Genomic DNA, 21066 nt, shown 5'->3' with positions numbered 1-21066 from the left:
ACCGACCCTGTACATGGTACAGTTGTAGTAAACGCCGATGGTACTTACACCTATACACCAGGTGCAGACTACAATGGCCCGGACAGCTTTACAATTAATATTTCAGATGGTAATGGTGGAACAGCTACTGTAACTATCAATATCACTGTCACAGCAGTTAATGATAATCCAACCGGTGTAGACCAGAATGTTACAACTCCTGAGGATGTAGCTTACAATGGCAGCGTGGTTGGTAATGATGTAGACGGAGATGCACTGACTTACAGCAAAGGCACCGACCCATCACATGGTACGGTTGTAGTAAATGCTGATGGTACGTACACATATACACCAGCTGCTGACTACCATGGAGCAGATAGTTTCACAATCATCATCTCAGATGGAAATGGAGGAACTGCTACTGTAACTATCAATATCACTGTCACAGCAGTAAATGATAATCCAACCGGTGTAGACCAGAACATCACAACTAATGAAGACACTCCATACAATGGTAGTGTGGTAGGTAATGATGTAGACGGAGACGCACTGACTTACAGCAAGGGCACTGACCCTGTGCATGGTACAGTTGTAGTAAATGCCGATGGCACTTACACCTACACACCAGCTGCGGACTACCATGGAGCAGATAGCTTCACCATCATCATTTCAGATGGCAATGGTGGCACAGCGACTGTAACTATCAATATCACGGTAACTCCTGTAAACGATGCGCCTACCGCATTCAACCAGCTCGTTACCACCGACGAAGACACGCCTTACAATGGTAGCATAATCGGTACTGACCCAGACGGCGATATCATCACCTACAGTAAAGGCACCGATCCCGCGCATGGTACTGTTATCGTAAATGCCAATGGTACATTTACCTACATGCCAAACGCCAACTACAATGGCCAGGATCAATTTACCATCAAACTCGACGATGGCCATAACGGTACTACCACCGTAAGCATTTTTATCACAGTCAATCCGGTCAACGATGCTCCGACAGGTACTGGCGACTCTCAAACCACCAACGAGGACACTCCTGTGAGCGGAACAGCTACCGGCACCGACGTAGATGGCGATCCTCTCACATTCACAAAAGCTACCAACCCAACCCATGGTACTGTCGTTGTAAATGCAGATGGCTCGTATACTTATACACCTGCCGCCAATTATTTCGGCCCGGACAGTTTCAACATTACCATTAGTGATGGTCAGCTGTCTGCTACAGTGACGGTTAGTATCAACGTTTTGCCGGTGAATGATGCACCAACCGGTGTAGACCAGCACATCACCACCCCTGAAGACACTCCGGTTAATGGCAGTGTCACAGGTACTGATGCTGACGGAGACGCAATCACCCATACCGCAGGTAATTATCCTGCGCATGGTGTCGTAACTGTCAATACCGATGGTACTTATATTTACACACCGGCTGCTAACTACAACGGCTCCGACGCTTTCACTATCATCATCTCTGATGGCCACGGAGGCACCGGTGCTGTTGTTGTAAACATAACCATCACACCAGTAAACGATGCACCAACCGGTACTGACCAAACTATTACTACACCACAGAATACTTCTTACGCTGGTACAGCAACCGGAAATGATGTAGATGGTGACCCATTAACCTTTACAAAGGCCACCAGCCCTGCTCATGGCACCGCTACAGTAAATGCTGATGGTACGTATACGTACACGCCAGCTACCGGTTATACAGGCAATGATAGTTTTACTATCACCATCAGCGATGGCCAGCTGACGACTACCGTGACGATCTATATCACCGTCATCCAGGTCACTACGCACCCAGCCATTACCCTGGTGAAAACCGCATTGCTTCATGGTAATACCATTACCTATACGTTCACGACCACAAATACCGGCGATGTCGCATTAACGAATGTCATCCTCGCTGATCCAATGGTCAACCTGAATGCCACCATCTCCGCTTCTCTGCAACCGGGCGCTGTAGTTACACAAACCGCTACTTACACCCTCACGCAGACTGATCGGGAAAACGGGTCAGTAACCAATACTGCCACAGTTAGCGGTGCCACTGCAGGTAGTCTCACCGTATCCGACATATCAGGTACCACCGCTTACAATGATACACCAACGACAATCACAGTTCCAGGTGTACCAAAAGCCAACGATGATGTGTATGATATGAGAATGAACGGTCGTGCTAATTTCAACCCGGTAGATAACGATGACTTAGGCGCAGCTGCTTTACAAACACTCAATATCATCACACAAGTTCAACATGGTACATTGTCGATCGATACTTACGGTAACGTCGAATACGTGCCAGACCAGGGCTATGTAGGAGATGACACTTTTACTTATACCATTACAGATACCGACGGCTATGTATCTAACATCGCTACTGTGACCATTCACATAGGTGCTGTCTACATCGTAGTACCTACCTTATTTACACCAAATGGCGATGGTAAGAACGACGTATTCGAAATCGTCGGGCTGAACAAATACACGGAAAATGAATTGATCATTGTAAACCGTTGGGGTAATGAAGTATACCGCCAGCATAACTATTCCAATACCTGGGCAGGCGATGGATTAAGCGAAGGCACCTACTACTATCTATTACGCGTTAAGAAACAGGGCGCGGCAGATTGGGAGGTCTTCAAAGGATTCACAACCATCCTGCGCAAATTCAAGAAATGATGAAAAGAGGTTTTATATTGTTGCTATGTATGGCGTTGGGCAAATCAACATTTGCCCAACAGGAAGCACAGTTCAGCCAATATATGTTTAACGGCATCTACATCAACCCGGCGTATGCAGGTTATAAAGAGGAATTATACCTGCATGCGTTCTATCGGGCCCAGTGGACTGGAATAGAAGGAGCTCCACGGAGCTTCTCTGTTTCTGCCGATAATATTGCCAACGAGGGAAATGTAGGCTGGGGGATACAGGCTGTGGCCGACAAACTCGGTGCGCAGACGAACCAATCCCTCTACGCCAGTTACGCCTATAGGATACGCATGAATGAAGATGGGACTGCCCGGCTCGCATTCGGCATCAGTGGCGGTCTGGTGAACCTGGCAGTAAACACCTCCCTGCTCACAACCACCAATCCTGAAGATGATATGCCTGCGGGCACACTTACAACAACAGTTCCCGACGCCAGGGCAGGGGTCTTTTATGCAGATGACAGATTCTATGCCGGGGTTTCTGTAGACAACCTCGTAGCTCCGCATGTCAATAAATCAAAATACGTTTATATTCCTACACCACGTCCGCATTATTATATAACTGCCGGTGCGATGTTCAAACTGAGTGAGCAATTGTCTCTCAAACCCTCATTTCTGATGAAAGACGACAGGGGAGGACCTACCAGTTTAGACTTAAATGCTTTTTTGCTGATCTCCGAAAAACTTTGGATAGGGGGCTCCTACAGAACCAGCGTGTCGCTCTACGATAAAGCATACCTGCAAAAGACATTGATCACAAGAGATGCTGCTGTAGCAGCGATTGAGATATTCCCGATGCCAACACTACGTATCGGTTATGCCTATGATTTTTCCATTGGTCCACTACAGAGTTATAGCAACGGGTCTCATGAGATTTCTATCGGATTTACTATTCCTACGAATCGTGACCATGTGAATTTGCGTAAATTGGGTATCACTTGTCCGAAGGTCTTTTAATAATGCATCGGAAATGTTAACCGGTTTTTTACAAAATGGAATCCTTTAAATTTGCGTACCTTGAATAAATTAGGTTGCAAATTTTTCCTAAGTAAATATGCCAAATGAATTCTCCAGGGCTGAGTGGGACGCCTGTATCAAAGTACTACAGGTATTGTCCAAAGATCCGGATAAATCTCTGGACACGATGACCCTCAAAGGTCTTGTTACAAAATTATACAAGCGTGCCAAGAAGGATCTCAAACAACAAACAACCCAGGCTGTACAGCAACAGCTTATTTCCAATTCTACTTCACCTGATAAATTGCGCAAGCTTTCACAAAAGCAGGATTGGCTGAAGCAATATGATAAGAAAATCATCCTGACCCAGACAGTCTTGTATCGCAAATACGAATTACCGGATAGCGTACAAGTTTCCCTCCCTGGTCAACCTCTTATCCTGACCGGTTTTCAAAAATGCTATATCTGCAAGACATCTTATAAAGACGTACATTTCTTTTATCACCAGCTATGCCCAACGTGTGCAACATTAAATTACAGCAATAGAATTCAAAGAACCGACCTGACGGGCCGCGTCGCACTCATAACCGGGGGAAGGATTAAAATTGGCTACCTCATAGCCTTACGCATGCTGCGTGATGGTGCAACCGTATGGGTGACAACCCGTTTCCCCAAAGACGCTATTCTACGGTTTGCCAGGGAAGCAGATTTTGAAGACTGGAAGCACCGTCTCAAAGTCTTGGCGCTGGACCTGCGTAATTTATCGAATGTCAATAGTTTTATTCAGTACTTTCAGACCAGGGAAAAGCATTTAGATATCATTATTAATAATGCCTGTCAAACTGTGAGAAGGCCTCCTGTTTTTTATCAGCATCTTTTTGATCTTGAAGAAAGCCGGGTAGAATCGTTACCGCCTGCAGCGAGAAAATGCCTTGTGGCAGACATGCCGTTTCAGTTCGTCACGGGTAGCTGGGAACAGCAATTATTGCCGGTAGATACGAATGCTGCTTTTCCTGAGAATAGGTTTGACAAAGACCATCAGCAAATAGACCTTCGTACCAGTAATAGCTGGACGATGTTACTGCATGAGGTGCCCCCGGTGGAAATGCTGGAAACTCAATTGGTCAATGTGACAGCACCTTTTTTGTTGAATAGCCAGTTGCGGACGATGATGAAGAATTCGCCGTTTGAAAGGAAGTTTATCGTGAATGTATCGGCCATGGAGGGGCAGTTTAACAGGGCTGCCAAAACACCTTTTCACCCACATACAAACATGGCGAAGGCTGCCCTGAATATGATGACGCGGACGGCGGCGCAGGAGTACGCGACTGATGGAATTTACATGAACAGTGTAGATACTGGCTGGATCACGCAGGAAAATCCTTTTCCCAGGAAAGAGCGGATGTATGAGGAGAAGGCGTTTGTGCCGCCACTGGATGAGGTAGATGGGATGGCGAGGATCTATGACCCGGTGGTGAAAGGGATGACATTATCGGAGTTACCTTTGTTCGGACATTTTTTAAAGGACTATCTACCCCACGCGTGGTAAGTATTTGTTGTTGAAAATTTTTTGTCAGATTTATTATTTAGAAAATAGCAAGGTGGTAATTGCTTCCATTGCGTCTTGTAAAAATACTATCTTATGCATCCAACCATTCTTTGTCCTGTAGATCACGTTATCCATCAATTTTCCGCGGATCTGCAGCCCATTATTGAATTTATCGCCGGTAATCAGCCACTACCGTCAACTGATAAAGTTTTTCCTGTAGGTACGATTACACCCGACGGTCGTCTTGACCTCTGTAAACAAAAGCTCGGTGTGGAGGGAATTACAAGGATCGTTGCTGCTTTAAAACAGAACTACCTGATTAAGCATGTGTTACTAGGTACAAATTCATTTGGTAATCCAGGTGCGATCGCAGTAGGAGAGCTGCTGAAAGTGAATACAACCATTGAAACTGTCTATCTCGGTTGTAACTATATAGAGGAGGAAGGATGTGTGGCTATCTGTGAAGCATTGGAGCTGAATAATACTGTAAAGAGCCTTTGGTTTAAACGTAATCCGATTGGAGCAGGAAGTATACCGTCAATCGTCCGGCTATTGCAACGGAATCCAAATATCCGAACACTTGACCTGGTAAATATTTGTGTGGGAGATGCGATGCATGAATTACTGAACTATCTTATGACGAATACCAGTATTGAACGGTTGTATGTTGGAGGGAATTACATGACCGCTGAGACGATGTTATATTTTAATAAGATGTTGTCGGGCAATAAACATCTGCAAGGGTTATATCTAAGTGCAAATTGTATAGGAAATGAAGGCGTGTTTAACCTGCTACCTGCACTTGCCATAAATACTACGTTGAAAGAATTAAGCCTGGCAAGTTGCGGAATAACGGATGAAGGAGTGGTTCGCCTGTGTGAAGCGTTGAACATTCATAATAGCCTGGATATGCTGGATTTAGGATATGCTGCTTCTACCAGGGTGTTGGCAGCAAAAGGAAATGAAATCAGTGCTAAAGGGGGTACGGCAATTATGAAGCTTAGTTTTTTACGTAGTTTGAATCTGACAAAGACCTGTCTTCCGCAGGCAACTAAAGAAGAGATCCTGAAAAATATACAGGTGCCACATATCGTATTGGATGGTAACCCATCAAGAGGGGTGGGGTATATACACCCGGATAGCAGGGCAATTAAGAGTGTGTATAGATAAGCAAAAATATACATTACAATAGTGCCGGCCGGGCTTGAACCAGCAACTTCTGCCTGGTAAGCAGACGCATTTCCCAATTATACTACAGCACTATTGCGTTGCGGGTAAAGAAGGGCTCGAACCTGCGTTTCCGGTTTAAAGCACCGGTGTTTTTCCAGCTAAACTATTCCCGTCAGAATATACACAATGGAGGTGGCAAGACTCGAACTTGCATCCGCAAACGTTGGGGTAAGCAGTTTTCCATTTAAGTATACACCCCCATTGTAATGCGAAAATAGTTAATATTTACTCAGAAATAATAACTGTTGCAGCAACATATCTACTTTACTCATGTAATACCCTGCGGCCCTGGCCATTGCCACCGGATGCTCATAGATGTATTTTACTTCCATCGGCCGCTTATTATCATAATCCACTTTCATGCTCGGTGCATACGGCCGCATTGCGATTGTGAACTGCAACATATCATACACTAATGATTCCGGCAATGCCGCTCCACATGCATTTGCACCGTGAATCACTTCTGTCATGATCGCTTTGGACAGATTATACGTTGCCGCATCTGCCAGCAATTTATCTGCCGTGGTATTCAGTACTACTGACATCCCGTTGAATGTAATATTCCATACCAGCTTCTTCCAACGTAAGGTTACCAGGTCTGCTGCCTTTTTTGCGATCAGTCCCGTTTTGTCAAATGCAGCGACCACCTGGTCAATAATACGAGTGTCCCGGATATTAAAATTTCCTATCTCGATATCTCCGTAATCCAGGTGATGCATTTGTCCGGGGCCGACTTTATTGACAGAGATGAGGGCGGTAGCGCCTGCGATGCCTGTATCCGGGAACATAGCAGCTACGTCTGCTTCCATACCCAGCCCATTCTGCATCAATATAACTACTGCATCGGCATGTAATAATGGCTGTAGTAAAGATGGCAACAGATCGGAATTGTCGGTTGTTTTCAGGCAGACGAGTACCACATCGCAAGCAGGCATATCAACAGCCCGCTGATATGCGTGGACCTTTTTTAAATGAATATCACCGAATATTTCAGATGTTATGTGCAGTCCTTCTTCCTTTACAAAGGCATAATCACGGTTTAATAAAAAGTGTACTTCCTCGCCGGCATTGGCTAACATGGCGCCATAAAAACCTCCGATGGCACCGGTGCCTACTATCGCATATTTCATTGTATGAAATTCTAATGTGGTTGCTAAGGTACAACCTATTACTTATCCGCTTTGGTCAACGCACAAAATTATAAGGTAGCAGCTCCCTAATCGTTTAATTTGGTCGCCGCTCGCTGTGCAGACGGCATTCACTGCTTCGAATTCTATATCCGTTTTTCAGGAATTAGTAAGATCATTTTACGCCCACTCATTTCAACGTGATCAATTCATTCTTTATCGCAAACAACACTAACCCGGTCCTGCTTTTTATCCCAAACCGCTGAAACAGGTCCTGCCTGTAATTATCAATTGTATGGGGGCTCAGGTTCATCTGATCTGCAATTTCCTTATAGGTATATTCCGTACAACACAATTCCAGGAACTTTACCTCGTTACTGCTCAACTGTTCCGGTACGTTTCCTCCTGCCAGGTGTCCCTGTATATTCCTCAGTAACTTAAATGATACCAAATCATTAATGAAGAATCCCTGCTCATTGAGCATCTTGATCGCATGTACCACATCGGTTGTCCTGGATTCCTTCAGCAGATAGCCGCCGGCACCATTTTTCAGCATTTTAATGATCGGTTTCTCTTCCTCGAACATACTTAACGCCAGTACCTTCACATCCGGATAATGTTCTCTCAGCCATCTTGTGCTCTCAAATCCATCCATCACGGGCATACTGATATCCATCAAAATTACCTCCGGCAAAGGGAATCGGGTGATTTTGTGCTTCATGTCTTCCCCGTTGGATGCATCGAAAACGATTGAAATCTCAGGAAACTCTGACAAAAGGCTTATCATTCCCTGTCTGAACAGGGTATGGTCATCAATAATGGCAATCGTGGTTTGCTTTTCAGGCATAAGTCTTTTAGTAAGGAATCGTTATCTTAATTGTCGTGCCGGCACCGGGTGTTGATTGGATATGTGCCTGGCCGCCAATCATGCCTGCCCGCTTCTGGATATTTTGCAATCCCATGCCTTTGTGCAGTTTCATGATTTCAGCCACGTCAAACCCTGCACCATTGTCCTGTATAGACAAGGTTAAAACATTACCAGCAAACGCTAAGTTAATAACAATTTCATTGGCCTGTGCATGCCTTACTATATTATTCAGGATCTCCTGAAAGAGCCGGAAGGTAATCGTCGCTTTATCTGCAAGTGGTGGGAGGGGTGTATCGGGATGGGTGTAGGTTATTTTAAAAAGGTCAGACCGCTCCAGGTATTCCAGTTCAAAGGCAATTGCATTGACGAGCCCCCTGTTCAGTAGCTCCTCGCCATGCAATAACCGGGACAGTGCCCGCAGCTCTTTCACCGCCCTTTTGGCCAGTGCTTCTGCCGCGGCCACTTTTTCACCGGCCTTCTCTGTATCCTGTATATTGATTGAGCCCAGAGTCATTACCGTAAGGCCCAGCAACTGTCCGATATTGTCGTGTAGATCGTAACCTATGGTCTTCAGGGTTTGTTCCTGGACCTCCATCTGGGTTTTTAACAATTCGGTATTAAATGCCTGTTTCAGGCTTTCCTTTTCTTCTGCATGCTTCTTTTTCCTTCTGTTATAGAGGTTTACATATACAATCAGGAACAAGGGGGCAATCAGAAAGATAACGGTTGTTAAACCGATGAGGAATAATATCTCCTTTGAAGAAATCTGCATATAAAAGCGTATGACCAACAGGAATACAACAACACATTCAGAATTGAATAGGTAATATACCTAATCGAAGCTGGAAAATGCGATATTCTGTCATTTGCCAGAAAATCAAAGAAAATGTTGGTCGCTGTACTACCAAAATAAAATATTAGCGTTCCGTTTACCCACCAAAACGGTGCGTAGGTGTTCAGAACGACATACTTATCGTCCCGCAGAATAAGGTAGTAAAAATAGAGACTTGCCAATACAAATACTACGGATTCTATTGAAGCGGTTACGTTTACGAACTTTGCAAAATGATTCGGAAGACCTTCATATATATACATCACCAGAAATAGGCAAAGCCATCCGATAAGGATTTTTCCTTTATCTGTGTATTGCAGGTACTGGTGATAAAAAAAGTAACTAATAAAACCACATTCTATCAGCAGGTAGGCATTATATAATGGGGCATTGGGTAAGTGCGTCATTTGGCGAATGTAAACACCCGTCAATTCTGTCGCACAGGTTATCAACAAGTAGACGATGGTAAACCGCCATACAGGCGTTTTGTCTTGTGAAAGACAAAACGCCCCTATCAACAGGCAGATCATTTCTGCGACGGTATTTGCTGTAAAAAAATCTTTCATATTTATGAGTCAGATCATTGAGTGATTAACAGGGCGCCTACTGATTTACAGTTGTAAGGCGGCGGACACATTTCCCCACGATTCTCAGGAGCAGCCAATACAATACGACCTTTACCTTTAGTACCCCTTGGGTCGTTGTTGTAATAATCCCAATGGTAGGTAGTACCATTATTAGAGGAATCCCTGGTGGTTACCATTACAAGGGTGTTACGGTTCCAGTAATCACATGGTGGCACGTGTGTATGGGAGCTGTCGTAACGGTTGTAAATGCTATCATATGCTGCGTAATAGAAACGGATACCGTCTCCGCCTTCTGCTTCCAGCTGTTCAACCAGTGCTTTTAGTTTTGAAACACTGAACCACACGGCGCGTGTGTTGGAAACCCACTTTGGTGGCTTCTTGCCGCTGCTATCCCTGGAACCGTCCCCGGTTGTATCCGGAAGTTTACCAGCGCGTTTCGCATAATTCTGAACATATATTTTTGCAAACTCGACACTGATGGTGTCTTTTTCCAGCAGACCGCTTGTAGCGGTATCTTTGTGATCATCTTCAGGTATGGAAGGTGATTGTTTAGATTGACAGGCAGTCATAGTCATAGCTACCATAGCTATGGTGATAATGGCAACAGGGATGTTCATAAACATTAAATGATTTAAGGTGTACCTAAATGTATAAAAAACTATTTCAATTTCATTTAAAGACCTGCAACTACTTTCAAAAGGCAGTGGAGGGCAGCTACCTAGCCCATGAGCTGCCGTTTCCACGTACCTTTCTGAAAGTAGTGTGCAGGTTGTTGTTCGTACAGGTTATGTCTGAGGGGGGACGTATAGGATGAAAGGCCATTGAACGGATGCTGTCATCAACAATTGCCTGTAATCAATCATCTATGAAGGACTTGGTTGCCTGTTCCGGGCTGTGTATATGATACACGATTACCGGAACGGAGCTGTTATCTGAACCTGATTATATAATCTACATTTACATTGATGGGTCTCGATTCTCTATCGCCTCCTGCTACAGCATGCCTATGTTCCCCATCTACGGAAGTTGCACTCTCGGCGGCATTAAACGCTGCCAGTTCCCATCCCTCTGCCGGATCGATCGCATGTCTTTCTGCCGGCACCCTATAAATAGCATGCGTATGTTTACCATTTGTAGTTGTCCTGATCGGATTTACCGGCAAACCCGTAGTAGAAATTACCTGTATGGTGCCTACCTTTAATTTTCCGGCCCCAGTCACGAAGTATCCCCGCAGATCGGGCAGTGCAAAGGTTAACGGCGCCCCACCGAAGTGAGTACCGATTACATTAAAGAGATCTCGGTATATATTTCTGCGCAGCGAGCTGCCGTCGCATGGAAACCAGCCTGCTGCCTGTAATTTGATTTGGACATCCCTATCTGTTATATCACCTCCAAAAGGCATGATCGTTCCAATGGGAGGTGCGGCAGCTGGAATGTCTCGTTCCGCGATCAGGAAATCAGCATAGATATTTTCCGGTCTTGTTTCCAGGTCACCGCCGGTAATGGTATGCAGATGTTCCCCGGCGGTGTTGGTCTGTCCGCTATCATCAATCCATGCGATACAGTTGTAGGCAGTAAAACCTGTGGCTCCTTTGGCCGCAGTGTGGGTAGACACGGGCACACTCGCTACCTGGTGGTTATGTGCACCAGCTGCAGTAGTCGTTATGCCGGGGGGAGATGCGGTGGCATAATACTCTACAGAGCCGATGTTGTCGCCCGTGTTTCCCCCTTTGTGAAGGGCATGGCGGCTATCCGCATCCGGGTCCCTGTTTGTTAAGTGACTAGTACCTCTGAGAAAATATCCTCTTAAATCCGGAACATGAATATTTTTAAGACCATCTCCGCCAAAGTTGCCCAGGATTGTATCGGACAATGCCGGGTAAGCCGTACATGCATACGATTTACCATCGCAATGGAGCCATCCTGCAGGTATGTGCGGCAATGGGCCTCCGAAGGCAGTAATAGTGCCTGCTGGTAATATGCCGGCAGGCACTTCAGGTGCACGGCATTTTATGACGAAATATAAAGCCACGTTGATGGGAAGGGTCGCAGTGTCAAATCCTGTGAGTGTGTGAAAGTGTGCGCCCGCCGGTTCTGTGGCGATTGTTTGGTTACCTCTTGCCATTTCGTGTGTGGAGCCACTCCAGGCCCTGTGCATATTGGCGGTAAGCCTGCCACAGGTATGGTGATGGGCGCCGGTGATAGAAAGGGACCAGAGAGACGACGGCAGCCCTGTAGCGGTTTGCTGTAATGAGCCGGTTTTATTGCCGGTGGCACCGCCAGGTGCTGCTGCAAGCCTATTTTTAGCGTCCGGGTCTGTACCTTTTGCCTGGTGTAAGGTACCTCTCAGAAAACGCCCGATCAGATCGGGCACGTTAAAATGGGATTCGTTTCCGCCATGAACGTGCCCGATGGCTGCGAAGAGTTCCGGATAATCCCCGGTGGAATAGGAACTCCCGTCGCACAATAGCCAGCCTTCACTTTCTAATGCATGCAACTGTTCACGGTTCGAAAGGTCGCCGCCAAAGGTGGTAATAGCACCAATGGGGAGCCCGGGTCCGATGGATACAGTTGTGGCATTTTCGAAAATCATGTCCCTTTTTGTTTTGATTGATGATACAAAGGTCAATCAAAACGAATCGGGAGAACAGGCCGGAATGTTCCCTTTTAGCAGCTGTTTTTAGGGGGTGGAAAAGGTGGTTTTCAGCTTTGCAGGTATTAAATCATTGATTTTCAGTTGGTCTTTCCGGGTTGTCTACCAGCCATTGAGTCAGTTTGTAGCGGGGAAGCAGCTCAGACATTTTCTTTTGGAGGTATTTTGAAATGAGTTCAAAGACAATGAAGCCGATGACCAGGGAGATGCCCCATTCAAGGTTGGTGTAGGTGTGTTTGGTAATGATGGTTTTGTGTGTGGTAAGGCCCCAGAGGTTATGGATGGAACGGGTCGTGAAGAAGTGGGAAACCAGACGGGTGGAGAGCATACCAATGGCGAAGCCGATAAAGTTGCCAATGTAGTTGGAATAGAGGTATTCGAGGAATTTTCTTACAACTTTCAGTTTCATAAAGATGGCCAGGTTTGTTTTAAAACAAGATAGACAAAATTTGCTTTCACTTTTCCGGAAAGCAAATTTTGTCGGATGTAACCTGGGGATCATGCGGTTCTTCTGTTTCCCCGATGGTAGAAACAAATCGCTGTCGAAGCGGGCCTGCGGTTGCGTAAATTTATTCTGTTTTTATGCTTTGGGCAGGGTTCACCAGCGCTGCGCTGACTGCCTGGAAGCTTACCGTGAGCACCGCGACTCCTATTGCCAGTGCACCGGCCAGCAAAAATAACCCGACCGATATATTTATCCTGTAAGCAAAATCTGACAGCCACTCGTTCATCGCATACCATGCCATTGGTGTCGCAATCAGGATTGCCAGCGATACCAGTAGTATAAAGTTCCTGGTCAGCAGTAGTACGATCTGGGTGACACTTGCCCCCAAAATTTTTCTTAACCCGATTTCTTTTTTACGCTGCCGGATGCTGAAGGCTGCCAATCCTAACAGTCCCATACAGGAGATCAGGATCGCCATAACGGTAGCCGTATTCATTATTGCGGCTGTCTTCTGTTCTTTCGCATAGAAAGCCGCTATGGTATTGTCAAAGAATTTATATTCAAACTGCTCGTTCGGATATACCTTATTATATGCGTCTCCAATAGCCGCTATCATGGTTTTGTAATCCCCACGCATCTTGACATTGAGATTTATAGCAAACATCTTTGACGCTGTAAAAAATGCAGGTTTTATTGTCTCATGCAATGATTGCGTATGAAAATCTGCTACTACACCAACTACAGGACAAACAGGAGATGAATTATCACTCATTCCACTCTCCATCATTTTTCCGATAGCATCTTCAGGATGCGCAAATCCAAGGGCTTTTGCTGCACTTTCATTGATCAGGAACTCCCGCATACTATCCGATGCCTGGACATTCCTGCCGGCCACCAGTTTTAGTTGATACAAGGGTACGTAATTCTCATCTATCCACAACAACTGACAATCCGCTTTCACCGGTTCCTTCCCTCCGTTATATTTTAACTGTGTACCCCAATGTGCCGATGCAGCAGGTGTACCATTACTTGTACTCACCAACTCTACGCCGGGGATCCTGTGGAGATTATCTGCCAGCACATCTACCTTAGAACGTTCATAGGCTGGAACCGTATTGATATTAATGACCGCGTCACTTTTGAATCCCAGGTCAGCATGCAGTAGATAATGCAGTTGTTTTTGCACTACCAGTGTACTGATGATAAATGCCATTGAGATTGTAAACTGAAATACTACTAACGCTTTTCTCAGGTATCCCCGCTCTTTTGTATCACTCTTCAAACTGATTACAGGGATTTTACCCGATAATACAATAGCTGGATAAAATCCAGCCAGTAAGGTGGTAAGTGCCAGTAATACCAGTAACATCAGTATGTTCTGCCAGCTAAAAATGGTTGCAATAGCACCCGCTGGTACGAAATCCTGCAAAGCCGCCAGTACGGGATATGCCGTTATCACTGCTAAACTCATTGCAGCCAGGGTAATCAGAAATGTCTCGATGAGCAACTGGAAGATCAGACTTTTCCTGCTTCCTCCCAGCACCTTCCTCACACCAATTTCTTTGGATCGCCGGATAGATTGTACTGTAGACAGGTTGATGAAATTAACCACTGCAATGACGAGGATAAATGCTGCAATACATAATAATCCATACAGCGTTGGTAAATGCGCCTGCTTTGAAAAGAAGTCACTATACTTTGTATCAAAATGTATTGACGGAAACGGTTGTAAGAAGAGGTTCTTCTGTTCTCCTTTACGGAGGGTAGTATTTTGAAGCAGTAGGTTGGTCATCTGCTTGTTGATAGGTTCTACCGCGGTTCCCGGAACTAACTTTACAAATACCTGTGTACGGGAGAAATACCCGCCCCAGTTTTCTGTATAGATGTGTTTACCTGCGAGAAAACTGTTTGGCACAGTACTGATAGAGACAAAATCTGTAAACCTGAAATCACTGTTTGCTGCATAATCTTTTACGACACCTGCTACTGTAAGCGTGAGAGAATCTTCGTAGCGCAAGGTCTTGCCAACCATATCCTGCAAAGGGATATGACCAAAATATTTATATGCCTTACTTTCCGTCAATACTACCTTAAACGGCTCTGACATTGCCGTGGCAGCAGATCCGATGAGCCACTGATAAGTGAATACCTTGAAATAATCAGGTCCTGTTATGATGATATCTGATGGTTGATACTGAAAGTCCGGAGCGGGAAAGCGCTTGCCGTTGGGTGCGTCAACTTTCGTATAAAAAGCGTGAAAATCGGCTATCGCTTTTAATCCGCTTATATTCCCCCTCATTGCATTGGCCAGAGGATCAGGGGGCATAGAAAAGAAATTATGCTTGCCTTCGGGCGAAGTAGCATCACTTACCACCCTGTAGATATTTTCCTTGTCAGGCTGGAAGTTTTCATAACTCAATTCAAACTGGCAGGTCACCCAGATAGCCACACAGGATAGAATGCCCAGTGCAAGTCCTGATATATTGATGACCGTATATAGTTTATTACTGACCAGATTCCGGAAAGCAATTTTGATATAGTTCCTGATCATACGGCTAGAGATTAGTTATCTCCAGCATACATGGAGTATGCCGGTTCTCTATGGAATGATTACAAGGTGTATATAATTAATTTAAATGTATATGTGTTCGGTTTTGCCTTAATATATGTCCGGTTGTGAACGATTGGTTCAGACTGAGAATGGTTTTCATTTCAGCTAAGGACCGTTTCAAATGATATGCCTCCTAATGTCATCGTTGTAAACTCCTTAATTCAAATCCATGATCGGTTTCCATGGTGACGGAAAGACGCCCACCCGCTGTGCATAGGCATTCCAGATATTACTCAATTCCTTTACCTTCTCCGGATATAATTCTGACAGGTCATGCAGCTCACTTCTATCTTTTTTCATATTATATAATTCCCATTTCCCCTGCCTGTAATGCTCTTTGTCCTTTAGCAACACGGCTTTTGACACGAGTTTCCAGTCACCTAACCGTACTGCCCTGTTCATCTCATGCTCCCAGCAGATGGCCTTGCCCCTGTCCAACGATTTCCCCTTTAGCAACGGCACCAGGCTCACGCCTTCCAATGGTATACTCCCGTTATACGCAGCTCCTGTCAATTCGACAATTGTAGGCATAATATCTATGATGTGGCCTGTGAAGGATGTGATCTTATTTTTCCCGTTCGTTACGCCTGGGTAATTGATGATAAGTGGTGTAGCAATGCCACCTTCGTGCACCCAATGCTTATATTCTCTGAAAGGGGTGTTTGATACATTGGCCCAGGACTTACCATAGGAGATGTAAGTAGAATCAGGGCCTCCACTTATCCCTTTACCTTTTTTTACCAGCTTCCCATCCCGTGTAATATGCGGTATAGTGGCGTAAGAGATCTCGTCTTTCTTCAGTGGCCGGAGCGTTTCCGGGTGTTCTGCCCAGTTGCCTGTGGCGCCTGTTGCACCAATATCTTCCGCACAACCTCCATTGTCCTGCATATACATGATGACTGTATTATTGTCAATACGCTGCTGTTTCAGGGTTTCCCTGATCGCACCAATACCCTGGTCCATATCATCAATGATGGCCGCGTACACTTCCATCCTTGCTGCCTGCACGGCCTTGTCTATGCCATTATCCCAACCCGGATAATCCGCCGGGGCCAGTTCTGTATTGTTAGAGATCAGACCTTCATGTCTTAGTTTATCGAATCGGGCAGTCCTGATTACATCCCATCCTTTGTCATACTTTCCTTTGTACTTTGCGATATCTGCGGGCTTTGCATGCAATGGCCAATGGGCTGCTGTATAAGTCACGTATAGCAGGAAGGGTTTGCTGGTATCACGTTCCTTTATAAACCGGATGGCTTCATGGGTGATCGCATCGGTATAGTAAAAACTATCTGTTTTGTATTCGGGATCTGTAAAAGGAGAGATCAGGTGATTATCCCGGCATAGGGCGGCCGGATCAAAATAGCTACCCGCACCCTGTATAGTACCATAGTACCTGTCAAATCCGCGCTGCAGCGGCCAGCTGGTTTTAGGGCCGTCTTCCCGGATGTTCTGGCTCACATGCCATTTCCCTGTCAGAAATGTTGCGTAACCGGCTGTCTTAGCTACCTCTGCGATCGTGGTGGCTTTGGGATTCAGGTCTCCTCTATACCCGGGCAACTGGTAATCCGTATCTCTCATCCAGCCCATACCTGCCTGGTGCGGATAGAGTCCTGTAAGCAAGGAAGCTCTCGTAGGGCAACATCTTGCACCATTATAAAATTGTGAAAACCGCAGTCCCCCCGCTGCCAGCTGATCCAGGTTGGGTGTGTGGATTTCACTACCGTAACAGCCTATATCAGAATATCCCATATCATCACTCAATATGACGATGATATTTGGTCTTTGCTGTGCCTGTATAGAATTTGTTGCAGCCATTCCCAACAATAAAAAAAACAGATGGGCTAAGCGAGGTTTCATATCAGAAAGGATTAAATAAACCTTCGGAAATTACAATATTTTTCCAAGATTGATGCCTTTCCCCAATACCGGCTTAAAAATATCTCCTTCACTTTGTATCCTGGCAATAGCGTTCTTTATTGTAAAATCTTTCATCTGCAATCCTTTCTTCACTTCCTCCCAATGCAGCGGCATAGATACGGTTGCTCCCGGTTTGGGACGCAGGCTATAGGGTGCCGCCAGTGTAGCTTTGGGCCGGTTTTGTAAATAGTCGATATACAGTTTGCCTTTCCTGTTGCGTGTCATCCGCTCGATACTTGTAAACCGGGGTAAACGTTTGTGTACCTCTGTCGCAATAATCTTCCCGAACAACTGGCATTCATCATACGTGTACTTTGCTGCTAGCGGAATATAGATATGGATGCCTGTTGATCCGGAGGTTTTAGGGTAACTTTTTATTTTCAGTTCTTCCAGTACGGCTTTTACTGTTTGTGCGGTTTGTATCACCTGCTCAAATGTGTTTCCTTTATCAGGATCAAGATCAATCATACACCAATCCGGATGATCTGGTTGATGAATGGTCGAATTCCAGGGATTCATTTCAATGGCTCCCAGGTTTGCCATATATAATAAGCTGGCTGCATCTTCCGGTACGAGAAAGTGCTTATCTTCTCCTTCACTTGTGGTGTACGGGAATTGCCTGATCCAGTCAGGCGCCTTGCCTGTTACGTCTTTCTGGTAAAAACTATGGCCTTTAATGCCATTTGGGTATCGGTTCAGTGACTGTGGTCTGTCTTTGAGATAGGGGAGTATGTAGGGGGCGATCTGGTAGTAATAATTCAACATATCCCGCTTCGTGATGGCTTCTTCCGGCCAGTATATTTTACTTAAATTAGAAAAGGTGAGCTGGTGCCCAGACACCTTTTTTACCTGCGTTTCTTCTGAGGGATTCAACAACGTCTTTAAGCTGCCTGTTACGGTGGGCTTGAGCATTTTCATCGCTTTTACAGCAGGAGTTGCTGTCTTTGTCTGAGTGGCTGGTTCATCTACTGCTATTTCTGCTTTCACATCGGCAGCAGCTTTGTCCGTTCGCATGCCCTCAAAACTGGGATGCCGCATCACGCCATCATCTGTGATCTCGACATAACTTACCTCACAAACTAAGGTCGGCTTTAGCCAGGTTGCTGTTGCCTGCGGAGGGTTTGGCCTGAACCGGGAGGGTTTATTAATATCCGGCACCTGTGCAAACGGACATGTCTTTCTGATCAATGGCTTGAATGCAGCCATCAGTTCTTTCTGCATCGCCTGATTAAATCCTGTACCTATTTTACCTGTATACTGCAATTTGCCATTTTCGTAAACACCCACCAGCAGACTACTGAAAGGTTTCGGAGAATCTTCATTCTGCGTAAAGCCCCCAATCACGACCTCATGTCTTTTATTTGTTTTCAGTTTTACCCAGTTCCTGCTGCGTTCACCAGGTTCATAAATACTATCTGCTTTTTTGGCAATAATCCCTTCCATTCCCATTTTCCGTGCTGCATCCAGGAACTCACCGGCTTTTGTTTCAAAGGTCTCGCTATAACGAATGATATCAATCGAAGGCATTTTCGATAGCAACAGCTTTCGCCGCTCTGCCAATGGTAACCCCATCAGGTTACGGCCATCCAGCCACAATAAGTCAAATACATAATAAACCAGGTCCCCGTCAACTTCACTACGCCAGTTTTGCAAAGACCCAAAATGGGATATTCCCTGTTTATTCAGTACGCAAATTTCCCCATCTACTACTGCGTGAATTCCCCATGCCTTCACAGCATTATAAACCGGATAAAACTTTTCATTAAACGACTTATTATTTCTTGAAAGGATATCCACCTTTCCCTTGTTACAGTAGGCCGTGGCCCTGTAACCGTCCCACTTCACCTCGTACAGCCAACCCGGTGTATCAAAAGGTTTGGTGACCAATGTAGCCAGCATGGGCTTGATGAGCTTAGGAAACGGATCTTTTTTCATAATGAGGTTCCAGTACAAAAAGTGGTCCTTAACTTGTGGTACAGCCAGCTATGAAAAACAGTTTCCACATATTTCTGTTGTTGGGACTCTTTGCCTGCCAACGGCCTCAACGTAATGCGAAGCATCCTGTATTATTACTGAAGAACGTCACGCTCATCGACGGCAATGGAGGCGCGCCTGTTGCTCATACCAACCTGCTGATCAGGGGAGATAGCATCGCTGCAATCGGTGAGAACATTGCTGCCGATGGAGCCACCGTACTTGACCTGTCAGGCAAAACCATCATGCCGGCAATGATTAGTGCGCATATGCACATTGGTACGCTAAAAGACACTGCTAATAAAGGAGAAAACTATACGCGGGACAATATTCTCCGCCAACTGAAAAAATATGCGGACTATGGAGTGACGAATGTACAGGTGATGGGTACTGACAGGCCTATGCTTTTTCATACCGGCCTGCGCGATTCATCGCAGAATGGTTTACTGCCAGGTGCCCGCCTGCATTCTGCCGGTTACGGATTTGGGGTACCCAATGGCGCGCCACCTATTGCCATGGCGATGGACAGTGTGTTCAGACCCTCTTCTGTAGACCAGGTGCCTGCGGAAATGGATAGTCTTACAGAGTTGAAACCCACACTGGTCAAGATCTGGGTCGATGATTTCAATAAAAAATTCCCGAAAATGGATACCGCCATTTACAGGGTTATTATTAAAGAGGCGCATCAACATCATCTGCGTGTCGCAGCACACTTATATTACCTGGCTGATGCCCGTTCGTTAGTCGCGGCAGGAGTCGATATTATTGCGCACAGTGTAAGAGACAGCGTGATAGATGATGCCCTGATCAAAGAAATGTTAGCGAAGCATGTTGTATATATTCCAACGTTATCGCTAGATGAGTACGCCTACATTTATGCCCGTAGACCGGAATGGGTCAATGATCCTTTCTTCAGGGCCTCGCTGGAACCGGGTGTATATGAGAAAATCACCAGTCCACAATACCAGGAAAATCTAAAGAATGCACCGGATTATGAGAGAAATGTACACGCATTCGAAATTGCCTTACAGAATGTCGGAAAGCTGCGGGCCGCCGGTGTACTCATAGCTATGGGGTCTGATTCCGGTGCTACGCCGGTAAGGGCACAGGGTTTTAGTGAACACCTGGAACTGGAATTGATGGTGCAGGCAGGATTGACGCCTTTGGAGGCTATTACAGCAGCTACCCGCAATGGTGCGAAGGTATTGAAAATAGACAATGCATTTGGAACGCTTGCGTCAGGTAAGTGTGCTGACTTTATTGTATTGGATGCAAATCCTGCGAAAGATATCAGGAATACGAGGAAGATATTCGCTGTTTACAAGGCAGGAAAGCTGGTCAGTAACGGACCTTCGGTAAAATAAAAAATAACAGCCGGTGCTAAGCCGGCTGTTTGCATTTGATCATCTGATCTCTTTTACTTATTGATCGCCTGTGTTTGTTATCAAACCAATTAGATAAAAAGTTATCCCGTTGGGTTATTTAATTGTGAGTAATTCGAATAATTATCGCTGCTAAGGTAGGGTGGTACTGTTGTGCGGGAAATGATCATTCTCAAACAAATCAATGATCCTGGTCAATTTGTAGCGGACTGAATTGTGG

General features: G+C 45.4%; 14 protein-coding genes and 2 tRNA genes. 5 read left to right on the top strand and 11 right to left on the bottom strand.

The features are described from left to right. The 4 genes from ABDW33_RS16300 to ABDW33_RS16285 all read left to right on the top strand — a co-directional run. Positions 1-2682, top strand: a 2682-nt coding sequence (locus ABDW33_RS16300; protein ID WP_343691140.1) for an Ig-like domain-containing protein, incomplete at its 5' end; no start/stop codon positions are given. Further along, positions 2679-3668: a type IX secretion system membrane protein PorP/SprF gene (locus tag ABDW33_RS16295; protein ID WP_343691139.1), complete on the top strand. Its 990-nt coding sequence runs from the start codon at positions 2679-2681 to the stop codon at positions 3666-3668. The genes ABDW33_RS16300 and ABDW33_RS16295, both read left to right, overlap by 4 nt. A 97-nt stretch (positions 3669-3765) precedes the next feature. Further along, a complete protein-coding gene (locus ABDW33_RS16290; RefSeq protein WP_343691138.1) occupies positions 3766-5217 on the top strand; it encodes an SDR family oxidoreductase in 1452 nt (483 codons plus the stop codon). A gap of 93 nt (positions 5218-5310) precedes the next feature. Continuing rightward, positions 5311-6387, top strand: a complete 1077-nt coding sequence (locus tag ABDW33_RS16285) for a hypothetical protein (RefSeq protein WP_343691137.1) — start codon at positions 5311-5313, stop codon at positions 6385-6387. Between the two features lie 19 nt (positions 6388-6406). On the opposite strand, the gene ABDW33_RS16280 is transcribed toward ABDW33_RS16285, so the two are convergent. From ABDW33_RS16280 to ligD, 11 genes are all read right to left on the bottom strand, one after another. Continuing rightward, positions 6407-6479 (bottom strand) — tRNA-Gly (locus ABDW33_RS16280). A gap of 9 nt (positions 6480-6488) precedes the next feature. After that, positions 6489-6558: transfer RNA gene (locus ABDW33_RS16275), tRNA-Lys, on the bottom strand. A gap of 107 nt (positions 6559-6665) precedes the next feature. Beyond that, the gene (locus ABDW33_RS16270) at positions 6666-7577 is read right to left on the bottom strand and encodes a putative 2-dehydropantoate 2-reductase (RefSeq protein ID WP_343691136.1); all 912 of its coding nucleotides are present in this window, start codon (positions 7575-7577) and stop codon (positions 6666-6668) included. A 187-nt stretch (positions 7578-7764) separates the two neighbouring features. Continuing rightward, positions 7765-8421, bottom strand: a complete 657-nt coding sequence (locus ABDW33_RS16265) for a response regulator transcription factor (RefSeq protein WP_343691135.1) — start codon at positions 8419-8421, stop codon at positions 7765-7767. A gap of 7 nt (positions 8422-8428) precedes the next feature. Beyond that, positions 8429-9214, bottom strand: a complete 786-nt coding sequence (locus tag ABDW33_RS16260) for an ATP-binding protein (protein ID WP_343691134.1) — start codon at positions 9212-9214, stop codon at positions 8429-8431. Between the two features lie 640 nt (positions 9215-9854). Beyond that, positions 9855-10478 (bottom strand): hypothetical protein, encoded by a 624-nt coding sequence (locus ABDW33_RS16255; protein WP_343691133.1) that lies wholly within the window; start codon positions 10476-10478, stop codon positions 9855-9857. Between the two features lie 311 nt (positions 10479-10789). Continuing rightward, on the bottom strand, positions 10790-12454 hold the full coding sequence (locus tag ABDW33_RS16250; protein WP_343691132.1) for a phage tail protein: 1665 nt from the start codon (positions 12452-12454) through the stop codon (positions 10790-10792). A 130-nt stretch (positions 12455-12584) separates the two neighbouring features. After that, positions 12585-12923: a hypothetical protein gene (locus tag ABDW33_RS16245; RefSeq protein ID WP_343691131.1), complete on the bottom strand. Its 339-nt coding sequence runs from the start codon at positions 12921-12923 to the stop codon at positions 12585-12587. A 160-nt stretch (positions 12924-13083) separates the two neighbouring features. Next, a complete protein-coding gene (locus tag ABDW33_RS16240; protein ID WP_343691130.1) occupies positions 13084-15510 on the bottom strand; it encodes an ABC transporter permease in 2427 nt (808 codons plus the stop codon). Positions 15511-15726: 216 nt separating this feature from the next. Next, the gene (locus ABDW33_RS16235; protein WP_343691129.1) at positions 15727-17430 is read right to left on the bottom strand and encodes an arylsulfatase; all 1704 of its coding nucleotides are present in this window, start codon (positions 17428-17430) and stop codon (positions 15727-15729) included. A gap of 30 nt (positions 17431-17460) precedes the next feature. Continuing rightward, a complete protein-coding gene (ligD, locus tag ABDW33_RS16230; RefSeq protein WP_343691128.1) occupies positions 17461-19425 on the bottom strand; it encodes a DNA ligase D in 1965 nt (654 codons plus the stop codon). 50 nt (positions 19426-19475) lie between these two features. Here ligD and ABDW33_RS16225 point away from each other — a divergent pair, with 50 nt between their 5' ends. After that, positions 19476-20828 carry an amidohydrolase family protein gene (locus ABDW33_RS16225; RefSeq protein ID WP_343691127.1) on the top strand — a complete coding sequence of 451 codons (1353 nt, stop codon included), beginning with the start codon at positions 19476-19478 and terminating at the stop codon, positions 20826-20828. Positions 20829-21066 lie beyond the last annotated feature (238 nt).

Origin of the sequence: Chitinophaga sp., assembly GCF_039596155.1 — a bacterium.
In the GTDB taxonomy this organism is placed as follows: Bacteria; Bacteroidota; Bacteroidia; order Chitinophagales; family Chitinophagaceae; genus Chitinophaga.
The sequence above is the reverse complement of the archived record's forward strand: the minus strand, read 5'-3'. Positions and strand labels throughout refer to the sequence as shown.

What these genes read in the sequence shown, in the direction of transcription:
- ABDW33_RS16245 (WP_343691131.1), bottom strand. Translation starts at nt 12,923, where the DNA reads ATGAAACTGAAAGTTGTAAGAAAATTCCTCGAATACCTCTATTCCAAC.
- ABDW33_RS16290 (WP_343691138.1), top strand. Translation starts at nt 3,766, where the DNA reads ATGCCAAATGAATTCTCCAGGGCTGAGTGGGACGCCTGTATCAAAGTA.
- ABDW33_RS16250 (WP_343691132.1), bottom strand. Translation starts at nt 12,454, where the DNA reads ATGATTTTCGAAAATGCCACAACTGTATCCATCGGACCCGGGCTCCCC.
- ABDW33_RS16265 (WP_343691135.1), bottom strand. Translation starts at nt 8,421, where the DNA reads ATGCCTGAAAAGCAAACCACGATTGCCATTATTGATGACCATACCCTG.
- ABDW33_RS16260 (WP_343691134.1), bottom strand. Translation starts at nt 9,214, where the DNA reads ATGCAGATTTCTTCAAAGGAGATATTATTCCTCATCGGTTTAACAACC.
- ABDW33_RS16235 (WP_343691129.1), bottom strand. Translation starts at nt 17,430, where the DNA reads ATGAAACCTCGCTTAGCCCATCTGTTTTTTTTATTGTTGGGAATGGCT.
- ABDW33_RS16285 (WP_343691137.1), top strand. Translation starts at nt 5,311, where the DNA reads ATGCATCCAACCATTCTTTGTCCTGTAGATCACGTTATCCATCAATTT.
- ABDW33_RS16240 (WP_343691130.1), bottom strand. Translation starts at nt 15,510, where the DNA reads ATGATCAGGAACTATATCAAAATTGCTTTCCGGAATCTGGTCAGTAAT.
- ABDW33_RS16295 (WP_343691139.1), top strand. Translation starts at nt 2,679, where the DNA reads ATGATGAAAAGAGGTTTTATATTGTTGCTATGTATGGCGTTGGGCAAA.
- ABDW33_RS16255 (WP_343691133.1), bottom strand. Translation starts at nt 10,478, where the DNA reads ATGAACATCCCTGTTGCCATTATCACCATAGCTATGGTAGCTATGACT.
- ligD (WP_343691128.1), bottom strand. Translation starts at nt 19,425, where the DNA reads ATGAAAAAAGATCCGTTTCCTAAGCTCATCAAGCCCATGCTGGCTACA.
- ABDW33_RS16225 (WP_343691127.1), top strand. Translation starts at nt 19,476, where the DNA reads ATGAAAAACAGTTTCCACATATTTCTGTTGTTGGGACTCTTTGCCTGC.
- ABDW33_RS16270 (WP_343691136.1), bottom strand. Translation starts at nt 7,577, where the DNA reads ATGAAATATGCGATAGTAGGCACCGGTGCCATCGGAGGTTTTTATGGC.